Annotated in this window: 16 protein-coding genes; 12 read left to right on the top strand and 4 right to left on the bottom strand. The window is 44.8% G+C overall.

What is annotated here, in order from left to right:
* Positions 1 to 63 precede the first annotated feature (63 nt).
* Positions 64 to 525, bottom strand: coding sequence for an Lrp/AsnC family transcriptional regulator (locus tag KFF44_RS13040; RefSeq protein ID WP_255934875.1), 462 nt, complete (start codon positions 523 to 525; stop codon positions 64 to 66).
* 190 nt (positions 526 to 715) lie between these two features.
* Between KFF44_RS13040 and phhA the strand changes: the two genes are divergently transcribed.
* Genes phhA through kynU form a run of 4 tightly spaced genes read left to right on the top strand, consistent with a single transcriptional unit; the run spans position 716 to position 4,364 of the window.
* Positions 716 to 1,555: a phenylalanine 4-monooxygenase gene (gene phhA, locus KFF44_RS13035; protein WP_255934874.1), complete on the top strand. Its 840-nt coding sequence runs from the start codon at positions 716 to 718 to the stop codon at positions 1,553 to 1,555.
* 21 nt (positions 1,556 to 1,576) lie between these two features.
* Complete coding sequence (locus KFF44_RS13030) at positions 1,577 to 2,497, top strand: tryptophan 2,3-dioxygenase (protein WP_255934872.1); 921 nt, start codon at positions 1,577 to 1,579, stop codon at positions 2,495 to 2,497.
* On the top strand, positions 2,494 to 3,132 hold the full coding sequence (gene kynB / locus KFF44_RS13025; RefSeq protein ID WP_255934871.1) for an arylformamidase: 639 nt from the start codon (positions 2,494 to 2,496) through the stop codon (positions 3,130 to 3,132). Before KFF44_RS13030 ends, kynB begins: the two co-directional genes overlap by 4 nt.
* Entirely contained in the window at positions 3,129 to 4,364 is a 1,236-nt protein-coding gene (gene kynU / locus KFF44_RS13020; protein ID WP_255934869.1) for a kynureninase, read from the top strand. Before kynB ends, kynU begins: the two co-directional genes overlap by 4 nt.
* A gap of 136 nt (positions 4,365 to 4,500) precedes the next feature.
* Here the strand turns inward: kynU and KFF44_RS13015 are convergent, their stop codons facing one another.
* Positions 4,501 to 5,802 (bottom strand): MFS transporter, encoded by a 1,302-nt coding sequence (locus tag KFF44_RS13015; RefSeq protein WP_255934868.1) that lies wholly within the window; start codon positions 5,800 to 5,802, stop codon positions 4,501 to 4,503.
* A gap of 106 nt (positions 5,803 to 5,908) precedes the next feature.
* Between KFF44_RS13015 and KFF44_RS13010 the strand changes: the two genes are divergently transcribed.
* The 4 genes from KFF44_RS13010 to KFF44_RS12995 all read left to right on the top strand — a co-directional run bounded on the left by KFF44_RS13010 (position 5,909) and on the right by KFF44_RS12995 (position 13,558).
* The gene (locus KFF44_RS13010) at positions 5,909 to 6,937 is read left to right on the top strand and encodes a LacI family DNA-binding transcriptional regulator (protein ID WP_255934867.1); all 1,029 of its coding nucleotides are present in this window, start codon (positions 5,909 to 5,911) and stop codon (positions 6,935 to 6,937) included.
* 269 nt (positions 6,938 to 7,206) lie between these two features.
* Positions 7,207 to 9,996 (top strand): TonB-dependent receptor, encoded by a 2,790-nt coding sequence (locus tag KFF44_RS13005; RefSeq protein ID WP_255934866.1) that lies wholly within the window; start codon positions 7,207 to 7,209, stop codon positions 9,994 to 9,996.
* A gap of 29 nt (positions 9,997 to 10,025) precedes the next feature.
* Entirely contained in the window at positions 10,026 to 11,942 is a 1,917-nt protein-coding gene (locus KFF44_RS13000) for a glycoside hydrolase family 3 protein (RefSeq protein WP_255934865.1), read from the top strand.
* Between the two features lie 35 nt (positions 11,943 to 11,977).
* Complete coding sequence (locus KFF44_RS12995) at positions 11,978 to 13,558, top strand: sodium/solute symporter (protein ID WP_255934864.1); 1,581 nt, start codon at positions 11,978 to 11,980, stop codon at positions 13,556 to 13,558.
* 82 nt (positions 13,559 to 13,640) lie between these two features.
* On the opposite strand, the gene KFF44_RS12990 is transcribed toward KFF44_RS12995, so the two are convergent.
* The gene (locus KFF44_RS12990; protein WP_255934862.1) at positions 13,641 to 13,877 is read right to left on the bottom strand and encodes a TIGR03643 family protein; all 237 of its coding nucleotides are present in this window, start codon (positions 13,875 to 13,877) and stop codon (positions 13,641 to 13,643) included.
* 113 nt (positions 13,878 to 13,990) lie between these two features.
* On the opposite strand from KFF44_RS12990, the gene KFF44_RS12985 reads away from it, so the two are divergent.
* The 4 genes from KFF44_RS12985 (at position 13,991) to KFF44_RS12970 (ending at position 18,015) form a co-directional block, all read left to right on the top strand.
* Positions 13,991 to 14,953 (top strand): NAD(P)/FAD-dependent oxidoreductase, encoded by a 963-nt coding sequence (locus KFF44_RS12985; RefSeq protein WP_255934860.1) that lies wholly within the window; start codon positions 13,991 to 13,993, stop codon positions 14,951 to 14,953.
* Positions 14,940 to 16,493, top strand: a complete 1,554-nt coding sequence (locus KFF44_RS12980; RefSeq protein WP_255934859.1) for an FAD-binding domain-containing protein — start codon at positions 14,940 to 14,942, stop codon at positions 16,491 to 16,493. The genes KFF44_RS12985 and KFF44_RS12980 overlap by 14 nt, the downstream gene beginning before the upstream one ends.
* 2 nt (positions 16,494 to 16,495) lie before the next feature.
* Entirely contained in the window at positions 16,496 to 16,642 is a 147-nt protein-coding gene (locus KFF44_RS12975; RefSeq protein ID WP_370691102.1) for a DUF2256 domain-containing protein, read from the top strand.
* 74 nt (positions 16,643 to 16,716) lie between these two features.
* Complete coding sequence (locus KFF44_RS12970; RefSeq protein ID WP_255934856.1) at positions 16,717 to 18,015, top strand: NADH:flavin oxidoreductase/NADH oxidase family protein; 1,299 nt, start codon at positions 16,717 to 16,719, stop codon at positions 18,013 to 18,015.
* Between the two features lie 12 nt (positions 18,016 to 18,027).
* Here KFF44_RS12970 and KFF44_RS12965 read toward each other — a convergent pair whose 3' ends face one another.
* Positions 18,028 to 19,548, bottom strand: coding sequence for a cryptochrome/photolyase family protein (locus KFF44_RS12965; protein ID WP_370691168.1), 1,521 nt, complete (start codon positions 19,546 to 19,548; stop codon positions 18,028 to 18,030).
* Positions 19,549 to 19,551 lie beyond the last annotated feature (3 nt).

Raw genomic sequence — 19,551 nt, 5'->3', positions numbered from 1 at the left:
TAGATATTTGTAGTCGCAGCAGCTTTTGTTCTTCTGATATGTCTGGCTTTTATGCTTGAAACTTCAATTGCGAGGCCTCGAACAGTTAACCAAAGAGCCGTTACTTTTTATTGTTTTTAGACAGATCGTTGTTTCACTACTTTGTACGCCAGGGAGTTTTGAAATTTCGTACCTGAGTAAGTCGTCAATGTGCGCAACGGATTTCGCATAAACTTTTAGAAAATAATCACTAGAGCCAGCGGTAGTGAAGCATTCGATAATTGCGTCATGATCGCTTACTGCTTGCTCAAATTCACTATGGGCGTCAAAACCGATTGTTATTGCCACATAACACTGCACCCCAAGGCCTAATGATGTTGGTTCAAATAATGTGCTAAAACCTGAAATGATGCCTTTATCTTGCATCCTCTGCACTCTTTGCCAGCAAGGTGACTTAGAAAGACCTACTTGTTCAGCTAATTCTGCAAAGGATATACGCCCATCTTGCTCTAGGGCAGCAACTATCTTCCAGTCAATATCGTCCATTGTAATGCTCCATATGTTACTTAACATGAAACGTAAATAAATATTTTTCTTCATTATAAAGCACAATGTGCTGAAATTTTTAATTATAAATTACAATGTTTTTTTAAAAAATAAAAAATATCCAATATTAAGAACAATGGTTTTCCAGTTTTTGATTATCATTCAATCTTGAAACCTCAGGAGTTTAGTTGTGGATGATTTACACGTTTATGAAACGCCACCGGAGGGTGTTGCGGAAGACTGGACTATGTCTCAGAATTGGGAGCAGTTTTCCGAGACTGATCACGGTCGCTGGCGCGATTTTGCAGCCCGTCAAACAAAGGCGTTGGATGGATTAGCTTCTACATCTTTCATCGAAGGTGTTAGAGCGTTACAGTTAGACGAGTTAGGTGTCCCCAACTTTGAAGTTTGGAACGAACGGTTGCTCTCGCTTACAGGGTGGGAAGTGGTTGCTGTTCCGGGTGTTATCCCAAATGAGCCATTCTTTAAATTATTGGCAGAACGGCGTTTTCCGGTAGCTAATTTTTTACGCCAAGGACCGTCTTTTGATTATAGTAATGAACCAGATATGTTCCATGATGTTTATGGGCATATGCCAATGTTCATTGACCCAACGTTTGGTGAATTTATGGCAGCATATGGAAGGGCAGGTTTGCGGGCAGAAAAATTGGGCACTGCGGATTGGCTCGGTCGGCTTTATCTTCACACGGTTGAGTTTGGATTGATTTGTGAAGGTGATGACCTCAGGGCGTATGGTGCTGGCCTCATGTCAAGTCACGCTGAAACAGTTTATGCCCTCACGAGTAATAAACCATGCAGGCTGGAATTTAATTTGCCGCGCCTCATGAGAAGCGAATGGCCATTCGATACTTTTCAGCCGACATACTTTGTAATTGACAGTTTCGAAGCTTTACTCGAAGAGATGGAGACGACCAGTCTGAAGGCTGTTTATGAAACAGTTTGTGATTTGCCTCTTATCCCAATCGGAGGAACAGATCCGTCTGATAAAGTCTATAAGCCTATAATATAGTCGCTAGAGGAGATTTACAAAATGACAATCAAAACGACTTTAGTGGATGGTGTGGAGACTTTTGAGGCACAGATCGATGGTGAGACCATACAGTGGGACAAGGGCTTGAGCTATGCCCGCCATTTACAAACGAACCAATTGCTCACTAGTCAAGTTCCAGTCTCTGATAAACCAGACGAAATGCTGTTTATCATTATTCATCAAACAATGGAGCTTTGGATAAAACTTATTCTCCATGAAGCGAGAATAGCCATTACCCATATTAACGCGGATGAATTACCTCAGGCAGAAAAAACACTCGATCGTATTTCTACGATTTTGCGGCATATCATCCATTCATGGGAAGTATTGGCTACACTTACACCTACTGATTTCCTGACTTTTCGGGGGTATTTACGCAAAGCTTCAGGGTTTCAATCTCATCAGTATAGGGAATTGGAGTTTTGTTTAGGCGTTAAGCGTGCGGATTTGATTTTAGTTCACAATGATGATGAGGAAAAAAGAGGGCAACTGGAAGACGCTTTGAAAAGCCCTTCGCTTTATGACGAACTTTTGCGATTACTAAACCGCAATGGTTTTGATATACCTGACAAGAAACTTAACCGTGATTTCTCATTGCCTTATGTGCCATGTGAAGCTGTCGAAAATGCGTGGCTTGATATTTATACAAATGTCGAAAAATACTGGCCGCTGTATAGCCTGGCTGAAAAGGTTACCGCGCTTGAATATTATTTCCAGGAGTGGCGGTTTAAGCACATGAAGACTGTTTCAAGAGTCATTGGTCACAAACCTGGTACAGGTGGTTCGTCAGGTGTGAGCTATCTTGTAAAAGCGCTTGATTTACAGTTTTTTCCAGAATTATGGACGATGCGAACGCGCATGACTGCGCCAAAACAAGGCGGGAATTACGTCGAAGATAGTCATGAAGGATGTCCGGTATGAGTAATGTTCGTATATGGGATATTTCCCAGCGTTTGGGGGGGCAAACACCTTTGTGGCCTGGTGAACCGGATGTAGTTTTAACTCGGAACGTCACAATCTCTGATGATTGTCCTGTGAATGTGGGAGCGCTGTCTTTCCCTCTCCATGCTGGTACGCACGCGGATGCACCGTTTCATTATTCAATGGGGGGCTCAACTAGCGATCAGGTAGAATTGGTCCCATATATTGGGCCATGCGTTGTGGTTGATGTGCGTCATGCCGGTGACCAAATTGAGTTAGAAGACTGTGACTGGAGCTGCGTCAATGGCAATACCCGTGTTTTGTTTCGAACATATGATATTTTTCCCAAATTACAGTGGGACGCCAATTTCAAATCAATTTCACCTGAAGTCATCAAGCGACTTCGAGAGCTTGGAGTTAAGCTCGTTGGGACTGATGCGGCTTCACTGGACCCACAGGACTCAAAGACGATGGATGCCCACCGCGAAATTCTTCGTGGTGATATGCGCATTCTGGAGGGGCTTGTACTCGATAATATTGCTGCGGGTCAATATGAACTAATTGCGTTACCGATAGCGATTGAAGGTGCTGACGCAAGTCCAGTACGGGCAATATTGCGGGAGTTGAAGTCATGAGTATCTCAAGCAAAGATATAGTGAGCCTTGATGCAAATGATCCATTACGTCATTTCCGGGACGAATTTCATATAAGGGAAAATCTAGTTTATCTTGATGGAAACTCCTTAGGTATGCTCCCCAAGCGTGTTTTGCCTCGAATGAAAGAAGCATTGACCGAGGAATGGGGCGAGGGACTTATAACGAGTTGGCTAAACGCAGATTGGGTCAATTCACCAAGTCGCGTTGGTGACAAAATTGCCAAGCTGATCGGAGCAGACGCGGGTGAGGTAATAGTTGGTGAGAGTACATCCATTAATTTATTTAAAGCTCTGACCGCTGCTTTGTCACTGCAACCAAATCGAACCGTCATACTAACCGAGACGACAAACTTTCCGACAGACAATTATATTATGCAAGGGCTGAGTATGTTTCTTGATGGTAAAATTGAATATAAAGAAGTCTCACCTGATAGTGTTTGTGAGGCGCTTGACGAAAGCGTTGCGGTTCTTTTGCTTACACAAGTGCACTATAAAACTGCGAAGATCCGTAATTTGAAAGAGGTAACTGAAAAAGCACATGCCGCGGGTGCATTGGTCGTTTGGGACTTAAGTCATAGCACTGGCGCTATAGAGGTGGACTTAAATGATGCTGGTGCTGACTTTGCAGTTGGCTGTGGCTACAAATTCTTGAATGGTGGTCCGGGTGCACCTGCTTATTTGTTTGCCTCCAAACGTCATCATTCTGCACAACCAGTGCTCTCTGGTTGGTTTGGCCATGCAAAACCATTTGATTTCACCGGGAATTATGAGGCGGCGCCAAACATTAACCGTTTTCAGTGTGGTACGCCTCCGGTTCTTGGTATCAGCGCACTTGAGTGCGGTGTCGATTTGATGCTTGAGGCCAACATAGCTGAAGTAAGAGCCAAATCGATTGCTCTATCCGAACTATTTGTGAACTTAGTAGAGGAATTGTGCGGTGATTTTGGTTTTGAGTTTATTTGTCCAAGGGATGAGCGAGAGAGGGGCTCTCAGGTAGCATTTGCTCATCCACATGCCTATGAAATAATGCAAGCTTTGAAAGCCCGGGATGTGATTGGTGATTTTCGTGCACCCAACATCATGCGGTTTGGGTTGACGCCTCTATATCTTAGCTATTCGGATATTGCCGAAGCGGTTCAGCGACTGCGTACAATCTGCATTGAACGTGAATGGAATCGCCCTGAATATCGTACCCGCGCAGCAGTAACATGAAGGTGGATAGTTAAATGTACAAGTTTGCCAAAATGCCTTACTTTACATCGGGTAAATGTACATTTTATCCTAAGAATTCATATTGAGCTGTGTAGATGCTGTATTGTATTTTTTGCACCGACTTTTGTAATGCGAATTATATCTGTTTCGGATAAAGTTTGATAACAAATACACTGATTATCAGTGAAATTGCTGGGATAATGGTCAATATGTATATTAACTGACTTGAGGTTGATAATGATACTTCATTGGCCGTTCCTCCTACCCCAATCCAATCCAATAAAATGCCGAAAATAAATCCTGCGAAAGCAATTGATATTTTTTGTGAGGATGATGCTAGTCCAATAATAGAGGCTTCGTTGCGTACACCAGTTTTTTGCTCGCCGTAGTCAATGGAATCTGGAAGCATATTCCAGAATAACACCGCAAATGAACTGAGACCAAAGGCGATCAGCCCAAATTTAGCTACTGAAATAAGCGTGGAATCATGATGCAGAAGTAAACTTAGAATTCCAATAGTGGCAACACTTGAGCCTATTTTCCATGTTTTGTTATACCCTATTTTCACTGCAAGATATGACCAAATAGGTATAGTCACCAATGGCGTGCCGATCATTAAAAATATAGCGCTATTCCCTGCGAGTCTGTCATGGTGCACATATTCAAAATAATATAGAAGGCCGGTTCCAATAAAGCTATTGGCAATGGTGATCATGAAAATGCCTAAGGTAACTGCTACAAACGCTCTATTCCTGAGTAACGTTGCCTTCATTTCATGATAGCTTAAGGCTGGACGGTCGGACTTGTTTATGCGTTCGCTCTCATGTGTGGTTTTAAAACATATGAGTAATACAAGACCAGCGATAATCCCGCAAAGAATGCTAAGAAGGCTAAAGGCGACATTGTCTGGGTATTCTTCCTGAAGGAAACCAGCGATTGCCGTAACGGCCATTCCTCCTAGAAAGCCACAATACATCCTAACGCTTATTAGTTTTATCCGCTCAGAGCCGGCCGGAATAATACGGGCACTAAGTGCAGAATAAGCAATAGAAACGAATGTATAACATGTGCGAAAAAATAGCAGTATGCCAGTCATGTAGAACATTAACAAAACCGGGGTTTCAATGTTAATAGGATGAAACAGTAAAACAAAAGATATCGCGAGTGGTATTGAACCGAACAATAAATATGGGCGGTAACTGCCCCATTTGGTTTTTGTGCGCTCGGTTACATATCCTGCAATTGGGTCACTAATAGCGTCCCAGATACCTGCAATTATAAATATGACGCCAACCAGCGATGGCGATATTTGAATGACTTCAGTATAGTAAAAGAAAAGGTAGAATCCTATTGTTTGCCAAAAGAGATTGAGGCCAAAATCACCAGATCCATATCCCAGTTTTTTTTGCCACCCCAATTTAATTTCACTATCGCTCATAGAAATTTCCTATTACCTTAAAGCTCGTGGCACCAGTGAAAGTGGTTGGACAAAAATATCGTTTTGTTTTAAATGATAGCGCTTTCATAAACTTACATGAGGCATTATGGCTAACAAGCCTGAAAAAGCAACTATTGACGATGTGGCACGTATGGCAGGGGTATCTGTTAGTACTGTTTCCCGTGTGCTTAATAATGAAAAATACGTCCGAGAGGCTATGCGCAAGAAGGTAATGGATGCGGTTTCTATGCTGCGTTATAAGCCGAGCATGCACGCGCGCAGCCTAGCGGGTGAAAAGTCGCATGTTCTAGGACTTTTTTTTGATGACCCGCGGGGCGAATATGTCTCCAGTATACTTTATGGGGCGCTAAAAAAGTGTAATGAAGATAATACGCATCTAGCGGTGGAAATTCTGGACACACAAAATGCTGGGGAAAAAATAGAAGCGTTTCTAAGTCAATTACGGCCTGACGGTGTTATTTTGCCGCCTCCTGTGTGCGATAATGTTGAAGTGCTAAATATCCTGGATCGCCATAAAATCCCTGCGGTGCGAATTGCCCCCAGTTTTGATCATGCCTCAATGATGACGATTAAAATCGATGACAAATTGGCTGCCCTGGATTTAATTGAGCATGTTATAGCTTTAGGACACACAGAGATAGCCATTATAAAAGGTGATCCTGAGCATGGCGGTGCGAAGGATAGACTGTCAGGCTATAGGGCTGCTTTAACAAAGCATGGTATTAATATCCGTGAAGAATTTTTAGAACAGGGATATTTTTCTTTTGATAGTGGTTTTGCATGTGCCGATCGATTGTTATCGCTCGTAAATCCGCCGACAGCGATTTTTGCCTGTAATGATGAAATGGCATCTGCTGTTATCTCTTGTGCTCGTCAAAAGGGCCTGAAAGTGCCCAATGATGTTAGTGTGGTCGGGTTTGATGATGCTGTGATATGCACGAGGGTATGGCCCACTATAACGACAGTTCGGCAGCCCGTTGAAGAAATTGCAATAACTGCCATTGAGTATTTGAAAAACCTTCAAGACCCGCAGGCTAATAATGCAGAGGGTGTTGGGTCAATTCTTATGGATTATTCGATAATTCAGCGTCAGTCATGTATTGCCTCAGGTTAAAAGCACAGCCTCTAACAGCCTGCCTGTTTATATAATTTCATCTCTAGCCATTCATATTCCTAATGCACCAGTAGTCAATTTTATGAAATTCTGAAAGCGCTATCAGAAAAATCTGGCAATTATCAAAAAATTAGTTTATGAAAAATCTGGGAGCGCTTTCAGAAGCGTATTGAGGAAGACATAACTAATCTTGAAGAGAGTACCTAAGAACACCCTAGTCGGATGAGTCTTAAGTGGGCTTAACTAGAAATGTTCAGGGAAGGGGAAGCATGAAAAATCTATATACAAAGCGTATCGCAAAAAGAAAATTGTTCGGAACAGCTATGTCAGCGGTTTTGGCCTCTCAGGCAATTTATGCCCAAGATGCTGCCAATAATGACACTGAAGACGATGTAGAAGAAATTATTGTAACGGTAGAACGTCGTTCACAAACACTTCAAAGCTATGCTGGTACTGCAACAGCTATTAGTGGTGAAGATATCAAGTTACTCGGCCTCCAGAATATTAACGATCTTGATGGTAAAATTCCTGGTGTTTCGATTGCAAACAATCAAGGGAACATCGAAATCTTTATCCGCGGTGTTGGATCTTCAAATAATACCGAACTTGGTGACCCGGCGGCAGCTACGCATTTGAACGGTGTTTACGTGCCGCGGCCTTCAGGCTTTGGCGCTGCATTCTTCGATATTCAAAGAGTAGAGGTGAATGTAGGCCCGCAAGGTACGCTTCGTGGACGTAATGCAACGGCTGGTTCTGTTAACATTATTCCTTGGGGGCCTGGTCTCGGTGTTTGGGACGCCGCAGTAGAAGCTTCTTATGGTAATTTTAATGAATACCGGATTGAGGGTGTAATTAATGCCCCCATAACAGATAATTCTGCTTTAAGAATTGCTGCTTTTACGCTGGAGCATGATAGCCGCCTTGAAAGTGTGACACCAAATAGTGCTGATTTGGGGCTTTCTATACCAACATCTGAAGAAGAAGGTGTTGGCGTTGCCGAGGCCGCTGATGATTTTGGTATCCGCGGCGCTTATCTGATTAAACCAACCGATCGCTTAACCTTCACGATTACGGGGGATTATATTGAACAAAAGGGTACAGGCTTCACGGGTGTCAATTTCGCCAACCCGTTAGGTAACGGTATTGACCCGGATACAATTGATAATCCACGGCAGGTTTTTGGTCGTGCCTTTACACCTGAGGAAGATACTGAGCATTGGGGGATTAAAGGTCAGCTCGATTATGACGGCGATGGTTTCAATGTAGAATATATCGGTTCATACCGTGATTTGGTCTATGATTATGAATTTGTAACGCCTGCTGGACCTAACTTTGATGGTGCGCTTGAATTGTTGCAGCCGTTCGGTCCGACATTTGATAATTTCTCACGTGTTCGTTTCACAACAGACTCTGAATCTCAGGTCCATGAACTCCGCTTTTTTGCAGATGAGGGGGCACGCCTTAACTGGACGGCTGGCGCCTTCTATTTCAAAGAAGATCAGCGGACCTTCCTTGGTACAACGGGTGATAGAAATCCATTTTTCCAGGGCGTTGAATTTAACCAAACTACGGATACAGAAAGTTACTCTTTCTACGGTGATGCAACCTATGCCGTTAATGACCGTTTCCGGGTTACAGGTGGTATTCGGTATACCAATGATACCAAAGAGCGTTTTGGCATTAACGCCCGATATGCCTTTGGTGTTGGCGGACCTGACTTTAGTTGTTGTTTCGTGAATGGTATTGCAAGCGGTACGGAAGGGTTCGAATTTGCTGGCTTGGATCGTACGCTATTCAATCCAGATCAGAACGGCGATGGTCAGGTAGATGCACCAGAGTCGATAGCTTTCTTCTTTGATGGTATTGCGCAGTTCGGTGTCCGCGATGGTTTTGATGATGTTTTCCCAGGTGGGCAGCAGATTCAAGATGCTATTCCTGACCCTGCTCAGCGTCCATCCTGTGATGCGTTTGCATTTGTTGGTAGTTGTGGAAACTTTGTTCCAGTATTCGACGGCGTTGTTGACTTCTCACTCGCGCCGTTTAATTCAACATTTGCGCTTCAAAATGGCCGCCTCGATAACGACTTTGTAGATTGGCGGATCAGGGCAGAATATGATCTCGCGGATGATCATCTTCTCTATGCCCTTGTTTCAACAGGGAATAAATCTGGCGGATTTAATGATAATATCCCAAATACTAATGGTCTTGGTGTCGCGAGTCCGGCACAGAATGCACCAGTGGATTTTGATGTGGATACGCTGGCACCGCAGTTTGGACCTGAAACACTTACACTATTTGAAGTGGGATCAAAAAATGAATGGCAATCAGGGGATACAACGATCAAGTTTAACGTCTCTGCATTCTATTATGATTATGATGACCTACAGTTAACGACGCTTACTTCAACGGCTCAAATTCTTGATTTTGAAGGCGTGGATACGTCAAACCTCCCTGATCTGGACGCGTTGGCAGGACAAATTGTTGCCTTTACCTTCAATGCTTCTGATGCGGAAATTTATGGTGCACAGTTTGAAGGGGGTCTAAAACTACCGGGCAACTGGAATATTGATGCAACCCTCCTATGGCTACCTGAAGCACGTGTTGTTAACTCTCAAGAAATTCAGGACTCGCGTTTTCAGGCTGATGTTGACCCAGAGAACTCAGTTAACCGGTCAATTGAAGGAAATCGCCTGATTAGAACACCAGAAGTGCAATTGAATGCGTCTATCGGCAAGGTTGTTGATACGAGCTACGGTCAATATGATGGTGTTGTTTCCTTTGGGTATCGCTCATCGCAATTTATGACAATCTTCAATAGTGATGATTTTGGAAATACAGATGAAGCACTGCGCTTGGATGACCGTGTTGGTGGGTATGTAACCATTGATGCAGGCTTTGGTCTTTCCTTCGGTAAAGATAATAAATACCGTATTGAAGCTTATGTTCAAAACCTAACCAATATCCAGCGCCCGCAGGCAATTATCATTACACAGTTTGATAATACCCGATTTTTCAACACGCCGCGCCTCTATGGTCTAAGAGCGCGTGCACGTTTCTAAGTTGAAAATTAAGTTACGGGATTGGTGCAATGATTAAATCGGTATCCAAGTTACTTGTCAGTACCTTTATTACGGTGGCAGTTTTCAATACTGCCACTTACGGTCAAGATGAAAGCAATCAGAAATCACCTTGGCCAAAGATAAAGAAAACTATTCTTCAAGAGCCTGCTATTGAACAAAAAATAGACAGCTTGCTATCTCAAATGAGCCTTGAACAAAAGGTTGGGCAAATGATTCAGGCGGAAATTAAATCAATTTCTCCTGATGATGTTGCGAAATATCATATTGGTTCAGTATTGAACGGGGGTGGCGGCTGGCCAACTGACCGCGCTGATGGCCCGCTTGGGGCGTGGCTATCATTAGGGAATTTGTTCTACGGCGCTTCTATGGATACCAATGATGGTCGTCTTGCTATCCCTGTTATGTGGGGAACTGATGCGGTTCATGGCCATAATAATGTGGTTGGTGCAACCATTTTTCCTCACAATATAGGCTTGGGTGCAGCTAACAATCCTGATCTTATGCGTGATATTGGTACGATCACGGCTCGGGAAGTCGCGATTACGGGTATAGACTGGGCGTTTTCGCCAACGATTGCTGTGACACAGGATTTAAGATGGGGGCGCTCGTACGAAAGCTTTTCATCTGACCCTAAGATAGTGTCAACCCTATCTCGAGAGTACATTCTTGGTCTTCAAGGCCATCCTGCCTTGGGCGATTTCCTAAATGAAGAGAAAATCATTGCGACAGCGAAACATTTTGTTGGTGACGGGGGAACACAAAGCGGCGATGATCAAGGTAATACAGTCTTATCCGAAGAGGATTTATACAAAATTCACGGCAAGCCCTATGTGCAGGCAATTGGTGTCGGGGTTCAGACCGTTATGGCCAGTTTCAGTAGCTGGAACGGTCAGAAAATGCATGGGAACGGATATCTGATTACAGATGTTCTAAAAGGTCGAATGGGGTTTGATGGTCTGGTGGTCTCTGACTGGAATGCACATGAGCAATTACCGGGATGTACTGTCCAATCGTGTGCGGCAATCATCAATGCTGGTGTTGACCTTATAATGGTGCCGGTTGATTGGTTGGCGTTTCTAAGAAACACCATCAAACAAGTTGAGAACGGAGAGATATCAGAAGCTCGAATTGATGATGCCGTTCGAAGAATTTTGCGCGTGAAAATGCGTGCAGGCATGTTCGAGAGTGGTCGTCCCAGTGATCATACGCTTGCGGGTCGCGCGACATTGCTTGGCAGTGATGAGCACCGTTCTATAGCGCGCCAAGCGGTTAGGGAATCGCTCGTTTTATTGAAAAACGAAAAGATACTGCCAATTGCATCGTCGAATACAATATTAGTTGCAGGAACTGGTGCAAATAATCCTGCTATGCAGGCTGGTGGCTGGACAATTAGCTGGCAGGGACGCGGTAATCCAAAAGAATATTACAGGGGCTTTACAACGGTAAAAGCGGGCATTGAAGCTGTCGTGAGTGAAAATGGCGGTAAGGTTGTTTCTGAATTTGGAAAGGGTCAATCCCTACCTAATGCAGCGATTGTGGTGTTTGGAGAAACGCCTTATGCTGAGTTTGAGGGTGATCTTGCCAATTTGAATTACACACTTGAAGGCAACGCTGACTATGAACTTGTAAAGTCCTTAAAGGAAAAAGGAATTCCAGTAGTGTCGGTGTTTTTAACAGGCCGGCCGCGCGGTGTGGATGCTGTAATTGCGGAAAGCGATGCTTTCGTTACCGCATGGTTACCGGGAAGCGAGGGAGCTGGTATTGCAGACGTGATTATTGGGGATGCTGACGGCAATAGTCGATACGACTTTCGGGGGAAATTGTCATTTAACTGGCCGGCCTCAACAGCAGGTAGCGAACAGAATGATATTATATCTGTGCGGTTTCCAATGGGTTATGGTCTGAATTATCAAGCTACTGAATAATTTTTAGTAAGAGCTAAGCGGTCAGGGAGGGTTTAATGGCTTTGGAAACCACGGACATAGTGATAATCACCGGATATGGTATTTTACTGTTTCTGATTGCGTTGGTTATTTCCCGCAAAGACAGCGGTGAAGACCGTGATACGGAAGATTATTTTCTTGCTGGACGCGCGCTTCCCTGGTGGGCGATTGGGGCTTCTCTTATCGCTTCTAATATCTCTGCTGAGCAGATTATTGGTCAGTCTGGCCAAGGGTATGCAGTTGGTATTGCGATCGCTGCCTATGAATGGCAAGCCGCCATCGTTTTATTGGTTGTTGCGAAGTATTTCCTGCCAATCTTTTTAAAGCGCGGCATTTTCACGATGCCTCAATTTTTGAATGAACGATACGGATCAGGGGTGAAATCACTCATGTCCGTGTATTGGCTTGGGCTTTATACCGCGGTGAACCTGACAACCGTTCTTTGGCTTGGGGGCTTGGCAGTGAATTCTTTCATTGGCTGGCCTGTGTTCTCTTCTATGGCTGCTCTGGCTATTTTTGCTGGTGCATACTCGCTTTATGGTGGCCTAAAGGCTGTGGCCTTTACCGATATAATACAAGTGGTCGTTCTGATTATTGGCGGCTTGGCGATTACAATGATTGCCCTAGATATGATTGAGGGTGCTGATGGCGTCTTAGGCGGGTTGAGTACTATATATACTCAATTGCCTAGCCATTTTGATATGATTCTAGACGATAGTCACGCCGCATATGGTGACTTGCCTGGAATTTGGACATTGCTCGGTGGATTATGGGTACTTCATTTTTCCTACTGGGGGTTCAATCAATATATTATTCAGCGGGCCTTGGGGGCTGAAAGCCTTCAGGAAGCGCAGAAGGGCTTGGCGTTCGCTGCCTTTTTAAAACTGTTTGTTCCTGTGATTGTTGTTATTCCAGGTATCGCAGCCGTCATATTGGCGTCGCAGGGAACGTTGGATGCTGGCATTCTTGAAGGGCAATCAGATCGTACATACGGTGAATTAATGAAATTGGCGCCCACTGGTTTGAAAGGCCTGGTGTTTGCGGCCTTGATCGCAGCGATTGTCTCGTCTCTTGCGTCAATGATGAATTCTATTTCGACGATATTTACGATGGATTTGTATCGGACGTATAAGCCGAGCAAGCCGGAAGGCCATTATGTTACTGTAGGCAGAATTGCTGCCGCTGTTTCCATGGTACTGGCACTTTTACTGGCGCAACCATTTTTGGGTGGGTTTGAAAGTGCATTCCAAACTGTTCAGGAATATTCAGGGTTTATTGCCCCGGGTGTTGTTGTCGTTTTCTTACTTGGTTTTTTCTCAAAGACAGTCAATGCCCAAGGTGCATATGGCGCGCTCATCGGTTCGGTTACATTCAATATACTATTGAAATTTATGCTTCCTGATATCCCGTTCATTATAAGAATCTGGATAGTATTTATCGCGTGTTTCGTTATCGCTTTGTTAGTGTCGCGTGTGTTCCAAGGTGATACTGTTCAGCAAAATGAGGATGAAGTTGGATTTAAAACGCAACCGATATTTAACGTTTTATCGAGCCTTGTTATATTGATGTTTGTGGGTTTGTATATTTTCCTCTGGTAAGGAAAAGGACAAAAATCAAATATTGACGAGTATTAGTCTATATTTGCACTCATTGTGGGATACTTACTGCAATAGTATCCCATCATCTAAACGAGCTTTTGGAAATCCCTTCTTTATTCCTTGAATTAATTCTCTCATGTTTGCTGCTACGCCCTGAGACACGTTTGCGCCAGTGTTTGAAACTACGGGGCTTAAGCTCTAATCGCATAATTTTAATCACTTCAGCCTCTGACAGCCCGGTTTGACTTTTGATCATGTCAAACGATGTGTCATCATCCCAGGCCATTTCGATAACATGACTTTTTTCTGCATCGGTCACAAAATTCTCCTCATAGGATATATACCTTTTTCCATGTGTTTTGGATTTCAGTTCTCAAAATCCAGTACTCCTAAATGGTCGTAAACAAACTGTCCGTGTAAACTGAGGAATTTATGGCCCTTTCCGATACTAGAATAGCTGTGATTGGCGCTGGTATGACAGCAGCCAGTTGTGTACGCCGCCTTGCGCCTCTTGGCGTTACTATCGATATTTTTGAGAAAAGCCGCGGCGCTGGTGGTCGTATGGCCACGCGCAGACTGCCCAATGATGTTACCGCAGACCATGGGGCGCAGTATTTCACAGCTATTACAAATCAGTTCCAAGGTTTTATCGATGATAATGTCAATTCAGGCAATATTGCTGAATGGTCGGTTCGGGAGGATAAGAAGTGCTATGTTGGTACATCGCACATGAATAGCCCGATTAAGACGGTTTTCGAAGGGAGGAATTTTTTCTCAAATCATTTGGTTTCATCGATAGAAAAATGTGAAAATCATTGGTGGCTGACGGCAAATGATACAATTCATGGGCCATACGATTATATTGTCTCCACGGTTCCTGCACCACAGGCTAAAGCCATTACAGAAAATGCCACGCTTGGGTTTGAAAAGGCACTCGATCAGGTTGAGATTGCGCCGTCATGGGCTATGATGTTGGTTTTTGAAGCGCCTTTGTCGCACGATAAGGTTACATGGCGGGGTGAAGACGATGTTATTGGATGGATTGCGAACAATAACAGTAAACTTGGGCGCAGTTTTGAGCATGAAAGTTGGACAATCCATGCACATGCTGAATGGAGTAAAAAATATCTGGAAATAAAGCCAGATGAAGCCGCAGATCATCTTCATAAGGCTTTTAATCGTATCATGGGTGTCACGCGTCAACCGATCAATAAGGTGGCGCACCGCTGGCTGTATGCGCAAACGGTAAAAGCGCATGGTGCACCGTATTTGGTTGATCCAAGCGGTGGGTTTTATGTGGGCGGCGATTGGTGCCTGGGTGCACGAATTGAATATGCATTTGAAAGTGGCTTTGCCATAGCGCAGGCAATCATTGAGCAGCATGGCAAAAAATAGCCCAGTTCACGTCGTTTGGTTCAAGCGGGACCTAAGGGTTCAAGACCACAGGCCACTTGCGCGCGCGCGCATGGCAGGCGAACAAGTTTTGCCTCTTTACATTATAGAACCCGAGTACTGGAAACTACATGATACGTCGGAGCGTCATTACCTCTTTCTGCTGGAGTGCCTGGAAAGCTTGAATAATGAACTGAAGGCGCTGGGCACACACCTGAATATTATGGTTGGCGATACTGTTTCGGTTTTTGAAAAACTCAATCAAAAATTCGAGGTCGCTTGTATATATTCGCATCAAGAGACCGGAAATGCTTGGACCTATGCCCGTGATTTAGCAGTCGGTGAATGGTGTAAACAATCGAACGTTGACTGGATTGAAGACCGACAGGACGGTGTTATTCGCCGGCTTAAGTCGCGCGCGGGGTGGGCTAAGGCATGGGACCGTTTCATGGGGGAGGTTGTTACTGAAGTGCCTGCTGGTGTTCGGTGGGCAGGGGGTGTCAGTGGTGATCCGGTACCAACCGCAATTGATCTAGGTTTAAAGCTAGATTATGGCACGTTACGGCAAAAGGGTGGTCGTATTGAAGCCGAACGAACACTTCGTAGCTTTCTCTGTGAACGTGGTGAGCCCTATAGGCGAACGATGTCGAGCCCATTGAGGTCTAAAGCAACGTGCTCGCGGTTATCGCCCTATATCGCGAATGGTGTTCTTTCAATGCGGGAAGTCGCGCAAGCGACATGGTCGCGTCAGCGTGATTTGAAATCACGAATGCCGCAAAAAAAGGATGGTTGGCGTGGTTCTATGACGGCTTTTTCTGCGAGGCTTCATTGGCGCTGCCATTTCATGCAAAAGCTTGATGATGAGCCGGAGATTGAGTTTAAAAATTTTCACGGCGCATACGATGGGCTGCGTGATCCAGCGAACCATAGCCCTAAATTTGATGCATGGGCGAAAGGGGAAACAGGCTATCCGTTTCTGGATGCATGCATACGCTCTCTTATTGCAACAGGCTGGATTAACTTCCGGATGCGAGCGATGTTGGTTGCAACCGCAAGCTATCATCTTTGGTTGCACTGGAAACGCCCGGGAGACTATTTGGCTGGACTATTCACCGACTATGAACCCGGTATTCACTGGCCCCAAGTGCAGATGCAATCAGGCACCACTGGCATTAATGCGATACGAATTTATAATCCCTTAAAGCAGGGATATGATCAGGACCCTGATGGTGATTTTATAAGGGAATGGTTGCCTGAACTTGCAGATATACCTGATGCTTTTATCCACGAACCATGGCTTTCACCGGACCCGGGGGGACTTTTGGGGCGTATATACCCCAAACGTATATTTGATCATCAGGAAGCCGCGCGGGTTGCGCGTGATAAAATTTGGGCAGTGCGCAATGGCGCTGATCATAGATTAAAGGCCAAGAAAATCGTTGCTAAGCACGGAAGTCGTAAGAGCGGTGTCAAGCAAACTATGTCGCGTGTGAAAAAAGCGAAAAATGTAGCAAATAAGAACCAATTAAACTTGTTTGATTGATTATGGCCAAGATGCGTAAAAAGTCTGAGTTGCCCTCAAAGACATGCCCAGTTTGTGAGCGACCATTTGTATGGCGTAAGAAATGGTCGAAAGATTGGGATAGTGTTAAATATTGTTCTGAGCGATGTCGGCGAGCTTCAAAACTATGAAGCGAGCAGTGTATGTTTGACTAAGTGGATACGCGGCGCAATACTGCCATAATCCAAGAAGCAGGGAGTGCTATATGACTAGTATACTTGGTCAACCTTTAACTCTACCGTGTGGTGCTGTGTTGAATAACCGGCTTGCCAAGGCTGCGATGACTGAAGGGCTTGCAACACCTGATGGCCGACCAACAGAGGCATTGGAGCGTTTGTATGGTATATGGTCTGATGGCGGCGCCGGTGTTTTGATTTCTGGCAACATCATTATTGATAAAGACCATCTGGAACGGCCCGGCAATGTTGTTATTGACCGCGTCCCTGACGAGGATATGGCCGAGCGCTTAAAAAAGTGGGCAACAGCCGCGACCCGCAATGGCAACCATTTCTGGGCGCAGATCAGCCACGGTGGTAGGCAAACGCAGAAGTTGGTCAATCCAACACCAAAATCAGCGTCTGATGTTAAACTCGCTCTTCCCGGGGGACAGTTTGGGAAACCAGTCCCCTTATCGAAAGATGAAATTGCAGAGTTAGTCAATAAATGGGCCATAGCATCCAAGGCTTGCAAGGATGCTGGTTTTACCGGGCTGCAAATCCACGGCGCACATGGATATTTAATTTCACAGTTCTTGTCACCCAAGGTAAACCTGCGTAAGGATGAATATGGCGGTAGCTTAGAAAACAGAGCACGATTTCTTTTGGAAATAATCGCGGCGGTTCGCGAAGCCGTTGGGCCAGAGTTTCCTATCACTGTTAAGTTGAATAGCGCCGATTTCCAGAAAGGTGGGTTTGATTTTAATGACAGCTTGCAAGTTGTGGAGTGGCTGGAAGCAGCATCAGTAGACCTTATTGAAATATCAGGCGGCACCTACGAACAACCCAAGCTTTTGGGCGCTGAGGGAATTGAAGATACCGCCGAGCAGGCTGTGGCACCTTCAACAGCGGCGCGCGAAGCATATTTTGTAGATTTCGCCAATGCGATGAGCCAAAAAGTTAAGGTTCCCTTGATGGTAACCGGCGGGTTTAGAACGCGTCAGTCAATGGAACAAGTACTCGAAGAAGAGGCGTCTGATGTTATCGGGCTGGGTCGACCATTATGTCTTGTGACCGATGCACCTGCTAAACTGATGAGTGGCTTGGAAACATTACCGCGCTATGAAGATAGTCTTGGCTTGATACCTGATTGGTTAGATTTCTTAAAAGGGCTTCAAATCACAAAGGTTATCGATGGTTTTGCGGGTGTTTACTGGTTTTATGAACAACTTTGGATGCTTGGGCATGAAGGCCGCGTGGATGAAGATTTTTCGGTATTTAAGGCCTTCAGGATTGTTGATGCGCGCAATAAATCAATCATGAAAGAACGCGCAAAACTGTCTCTGTGAAGGATCGTTTATTTAAAGTTGGTTGAGAAACTTATTGGCGCTTTTAATATAATCCTTGCGTTTCTCATCGCTCATACGGTCCCATGTTCTATAAACAGGACCGAGGCGCGGGTTGCTGCGCAATTTATCTGAATTCCTGTCAAGGAAATGCCAATAAAGAGCGTTGAAAGGGCATGCGTTCTCGCCTGTTTTTTCTTTCACATTATATTTGCAGCTACCGCAATAGTTGGACATTTTGGCGATATAGTTACCGCTTGAGATGTAGGGTTTTGAGCCCAATAGGCCGCCATCTGCAAACTGACTCATGCCGATCGTGTTTGGCATCTCGACCCATTCGAATGCATCCGCGTAAACGGCTAGATACCATTCATGTATTTCATGTGGGTTCGCACCGATCAGAAGTGCAAAATTACCCGTTACCATCAGCCGCTGGATGTGGTGTGCATAAGCGTCGCTTTTGGTTTGACCAATTGCTTCAGCCATACAGCGCATATCAGTTGCGCCAGTCCAGTAAAAGTTGGGAAGAGCGCGCGTTGCATCAAAGAAATTACTCTTTTCATAGTCCGGCATTTTCAACCAGTAAATTCCGCGGATATATTCACGCCATCCGATGATTTGCCGGATAAAACCCTCGACGGAATTGAGTGGTGCTTTGCCTTCATAGTATGCTTCTTGAGCGCGGCGGCAAATATCAATTGGGTCCAAAAGCCCAACATTCAAATACAGCGACAATACGGAATGATAGAGGTATTTCTGACCAATCAGCATGGCGTCTTGATAGGCACCGAAATTTTCAAGGGCAGTTTCGATAAAATGATTTAATGCCTTCTCTGCGTCTTGCCGCGTTGCCCCAAACCAGAAATCATCAAGGTCGCCAAAATGATCGCTGAATTGTTTGTCCACCAGCGATAATACGTTTCTTGTGATCTCATCTGGCTCAAAACTGAGCGGGCTCGGCATGAACATATCATTGTCGGCGGGCTTCCGGTTTTCGCTATCGTAATTCCATTTGCCGCCGACGGGCTTGCCGTCCTCAATCAACAGGTTGGTTTTGCGGCGCATTTCCCGGTAAAAATACTCCATACGCAGTGCTTTGCGTCCTGCTGCCCAGTTAGCAAATTCATCCTTGTTGGCAATGAAACGAGTATCCTCTCGCACGTCGATAGGGACTGAATATCGGTCTTCCCACGTTAGTACGTCCGATAGAACTCTATATTCGGAAGGTTCTGTAACGATGATCTTTTCTGGGCTCAGGTCTTTAATCGCACGCCCTAATTCGCCGTTGAAAGAGCCAGTATTCTTTGGGGCGTCAAGTTTGACGTAACGAACGGTGAAGCCTGTTTCTCTAAGTTCTTCTGCAAAATGCCGCATCGCTGAAAAGATAAAAGCGATCTTTTTCTTATGGTGTTTTGCATATGTTGCTTCCTCCATCACTTCGACCATCAGAATATGGTCGCGCTCAGGGTCGGCATCTTTGAGTGAAGAAATGTTTGGACTTAATTGGTCACCCATAATGAGGATTAAATTGCGCATCAT

The sequence above is a fragment of the Kordiimonas sp. SCSIO 12610 genome, assembly GCF_024398015.1.
In the GTDB taxonomy this organism is placed as follows: domain Bacteria; phylum Pseudomonadota; class Alphaproteobacteria; order Sphingomonadales; family Kordiimonadaceae; genus CANLMI01.
This window is presented reverse-complemented; position numbering and strand designations above follow the sequence as displayed.

Excerpts from the sequence above, each read along its gene's own strand:
- KFF44_RS13040 (WP_255934875.1), bottom strand. The coding sequence starts at position 525 with ATGGACGATATTGACTGGAAGATAGTTGCTGCCCTAGAGCAAGATGGG.
- KFF44_RS13030 (WP_255934872.1), top strand. The coding sequence starts at position 1,577 with ATGACAATCAAAACGACTTTAGTGGATGGTGTGGAGACTTTTGAGGCA.
- kynB (WP_255934871.1), top strand. The coding sequence starts at position 2,494 with ATGAGTAATGTTCGTATATGGGATATTTCCCAGCGTTTGGGGGGGCAA.
- kynU (WP_255934869.1), top strand. The coding sequence starts at position 3,129 with ATGAGTATCTCAAGCAAAGATATAGTGAGCCTTGATGCAAATGATCCA.
- KFF44_RS13015 (WP_255934868.1), bottom strand. The coding sequence starts at position 5,802 with ATGAGCGATAGTGAAATTAAATTGGGGTGGCAAAAAAAACTGGGATAT.
- KFF44_RS13010 (WP_255934867.1), top strand. The coding sequence starts at position 5,909 with ATGGCTAACAAGCCTGAAAAAGCAACTATTGACGATGTGGCACGTATG.
- KFF44_RS13005 (WP_255934866.1), top strand. The coding sequence starts at position 7,207 with ATGAAAAATCTATATACAAAGCGTATCGCAAAAAGAAAATTGTTCGGA.
- KFF44_RS13000 (WP_255934865.1), top strand. The coding sequence starts at position 10,026 with ATGATTAAATCGGTATCCAAGTTACTTGTCAGTACCTTTATTACGGTG.
- KFF44_RS12995 (WP_255934864.1), top strand. The coding sequence starts at position 11,978 with ATGGCTTTGGAAACCACGGACATAGTGATAATCACCGGATATGGTATT.
- KFF44_RS12985 (WP_255934860.1), top strand. The coding sequence starts at position 13,991 with ATGGCCCTTTCCGATACTAGAATAGCTGTGATTGGCGCTGGTATGACA.
- KFF44_RS12980 (WP_255934859.1), top strand. The coding sequence starts at position 14,940 with ATGGCAAAAAATAGCCCAGTTCACGTCGTTTGGTTCAAGCGGGACCTA.
- KFF44_RS12975 (WP_370691102.1), top strand. The coding sequence starts at position 16,496 with ATGGCCAAGATGCGTAAAAAGTCTGAGTTGCCCTCAAAGACATGCCCA.
- KFF44_RS12970 (WP_255934856.1), top strand. The coding sequence starts at position 16,717 with ATGACTAGTATACTTGGTCAACCTTTAACTCTACCGTGTGGTGCTGTG.
- KFF44_RS12965 (WP_370691168.1), bottom strand. The coding sequence starts at position 19,548 with ATGCGCAATTTAATCCTCATTATGGGTGACCAATTAAGTCCAAACATT.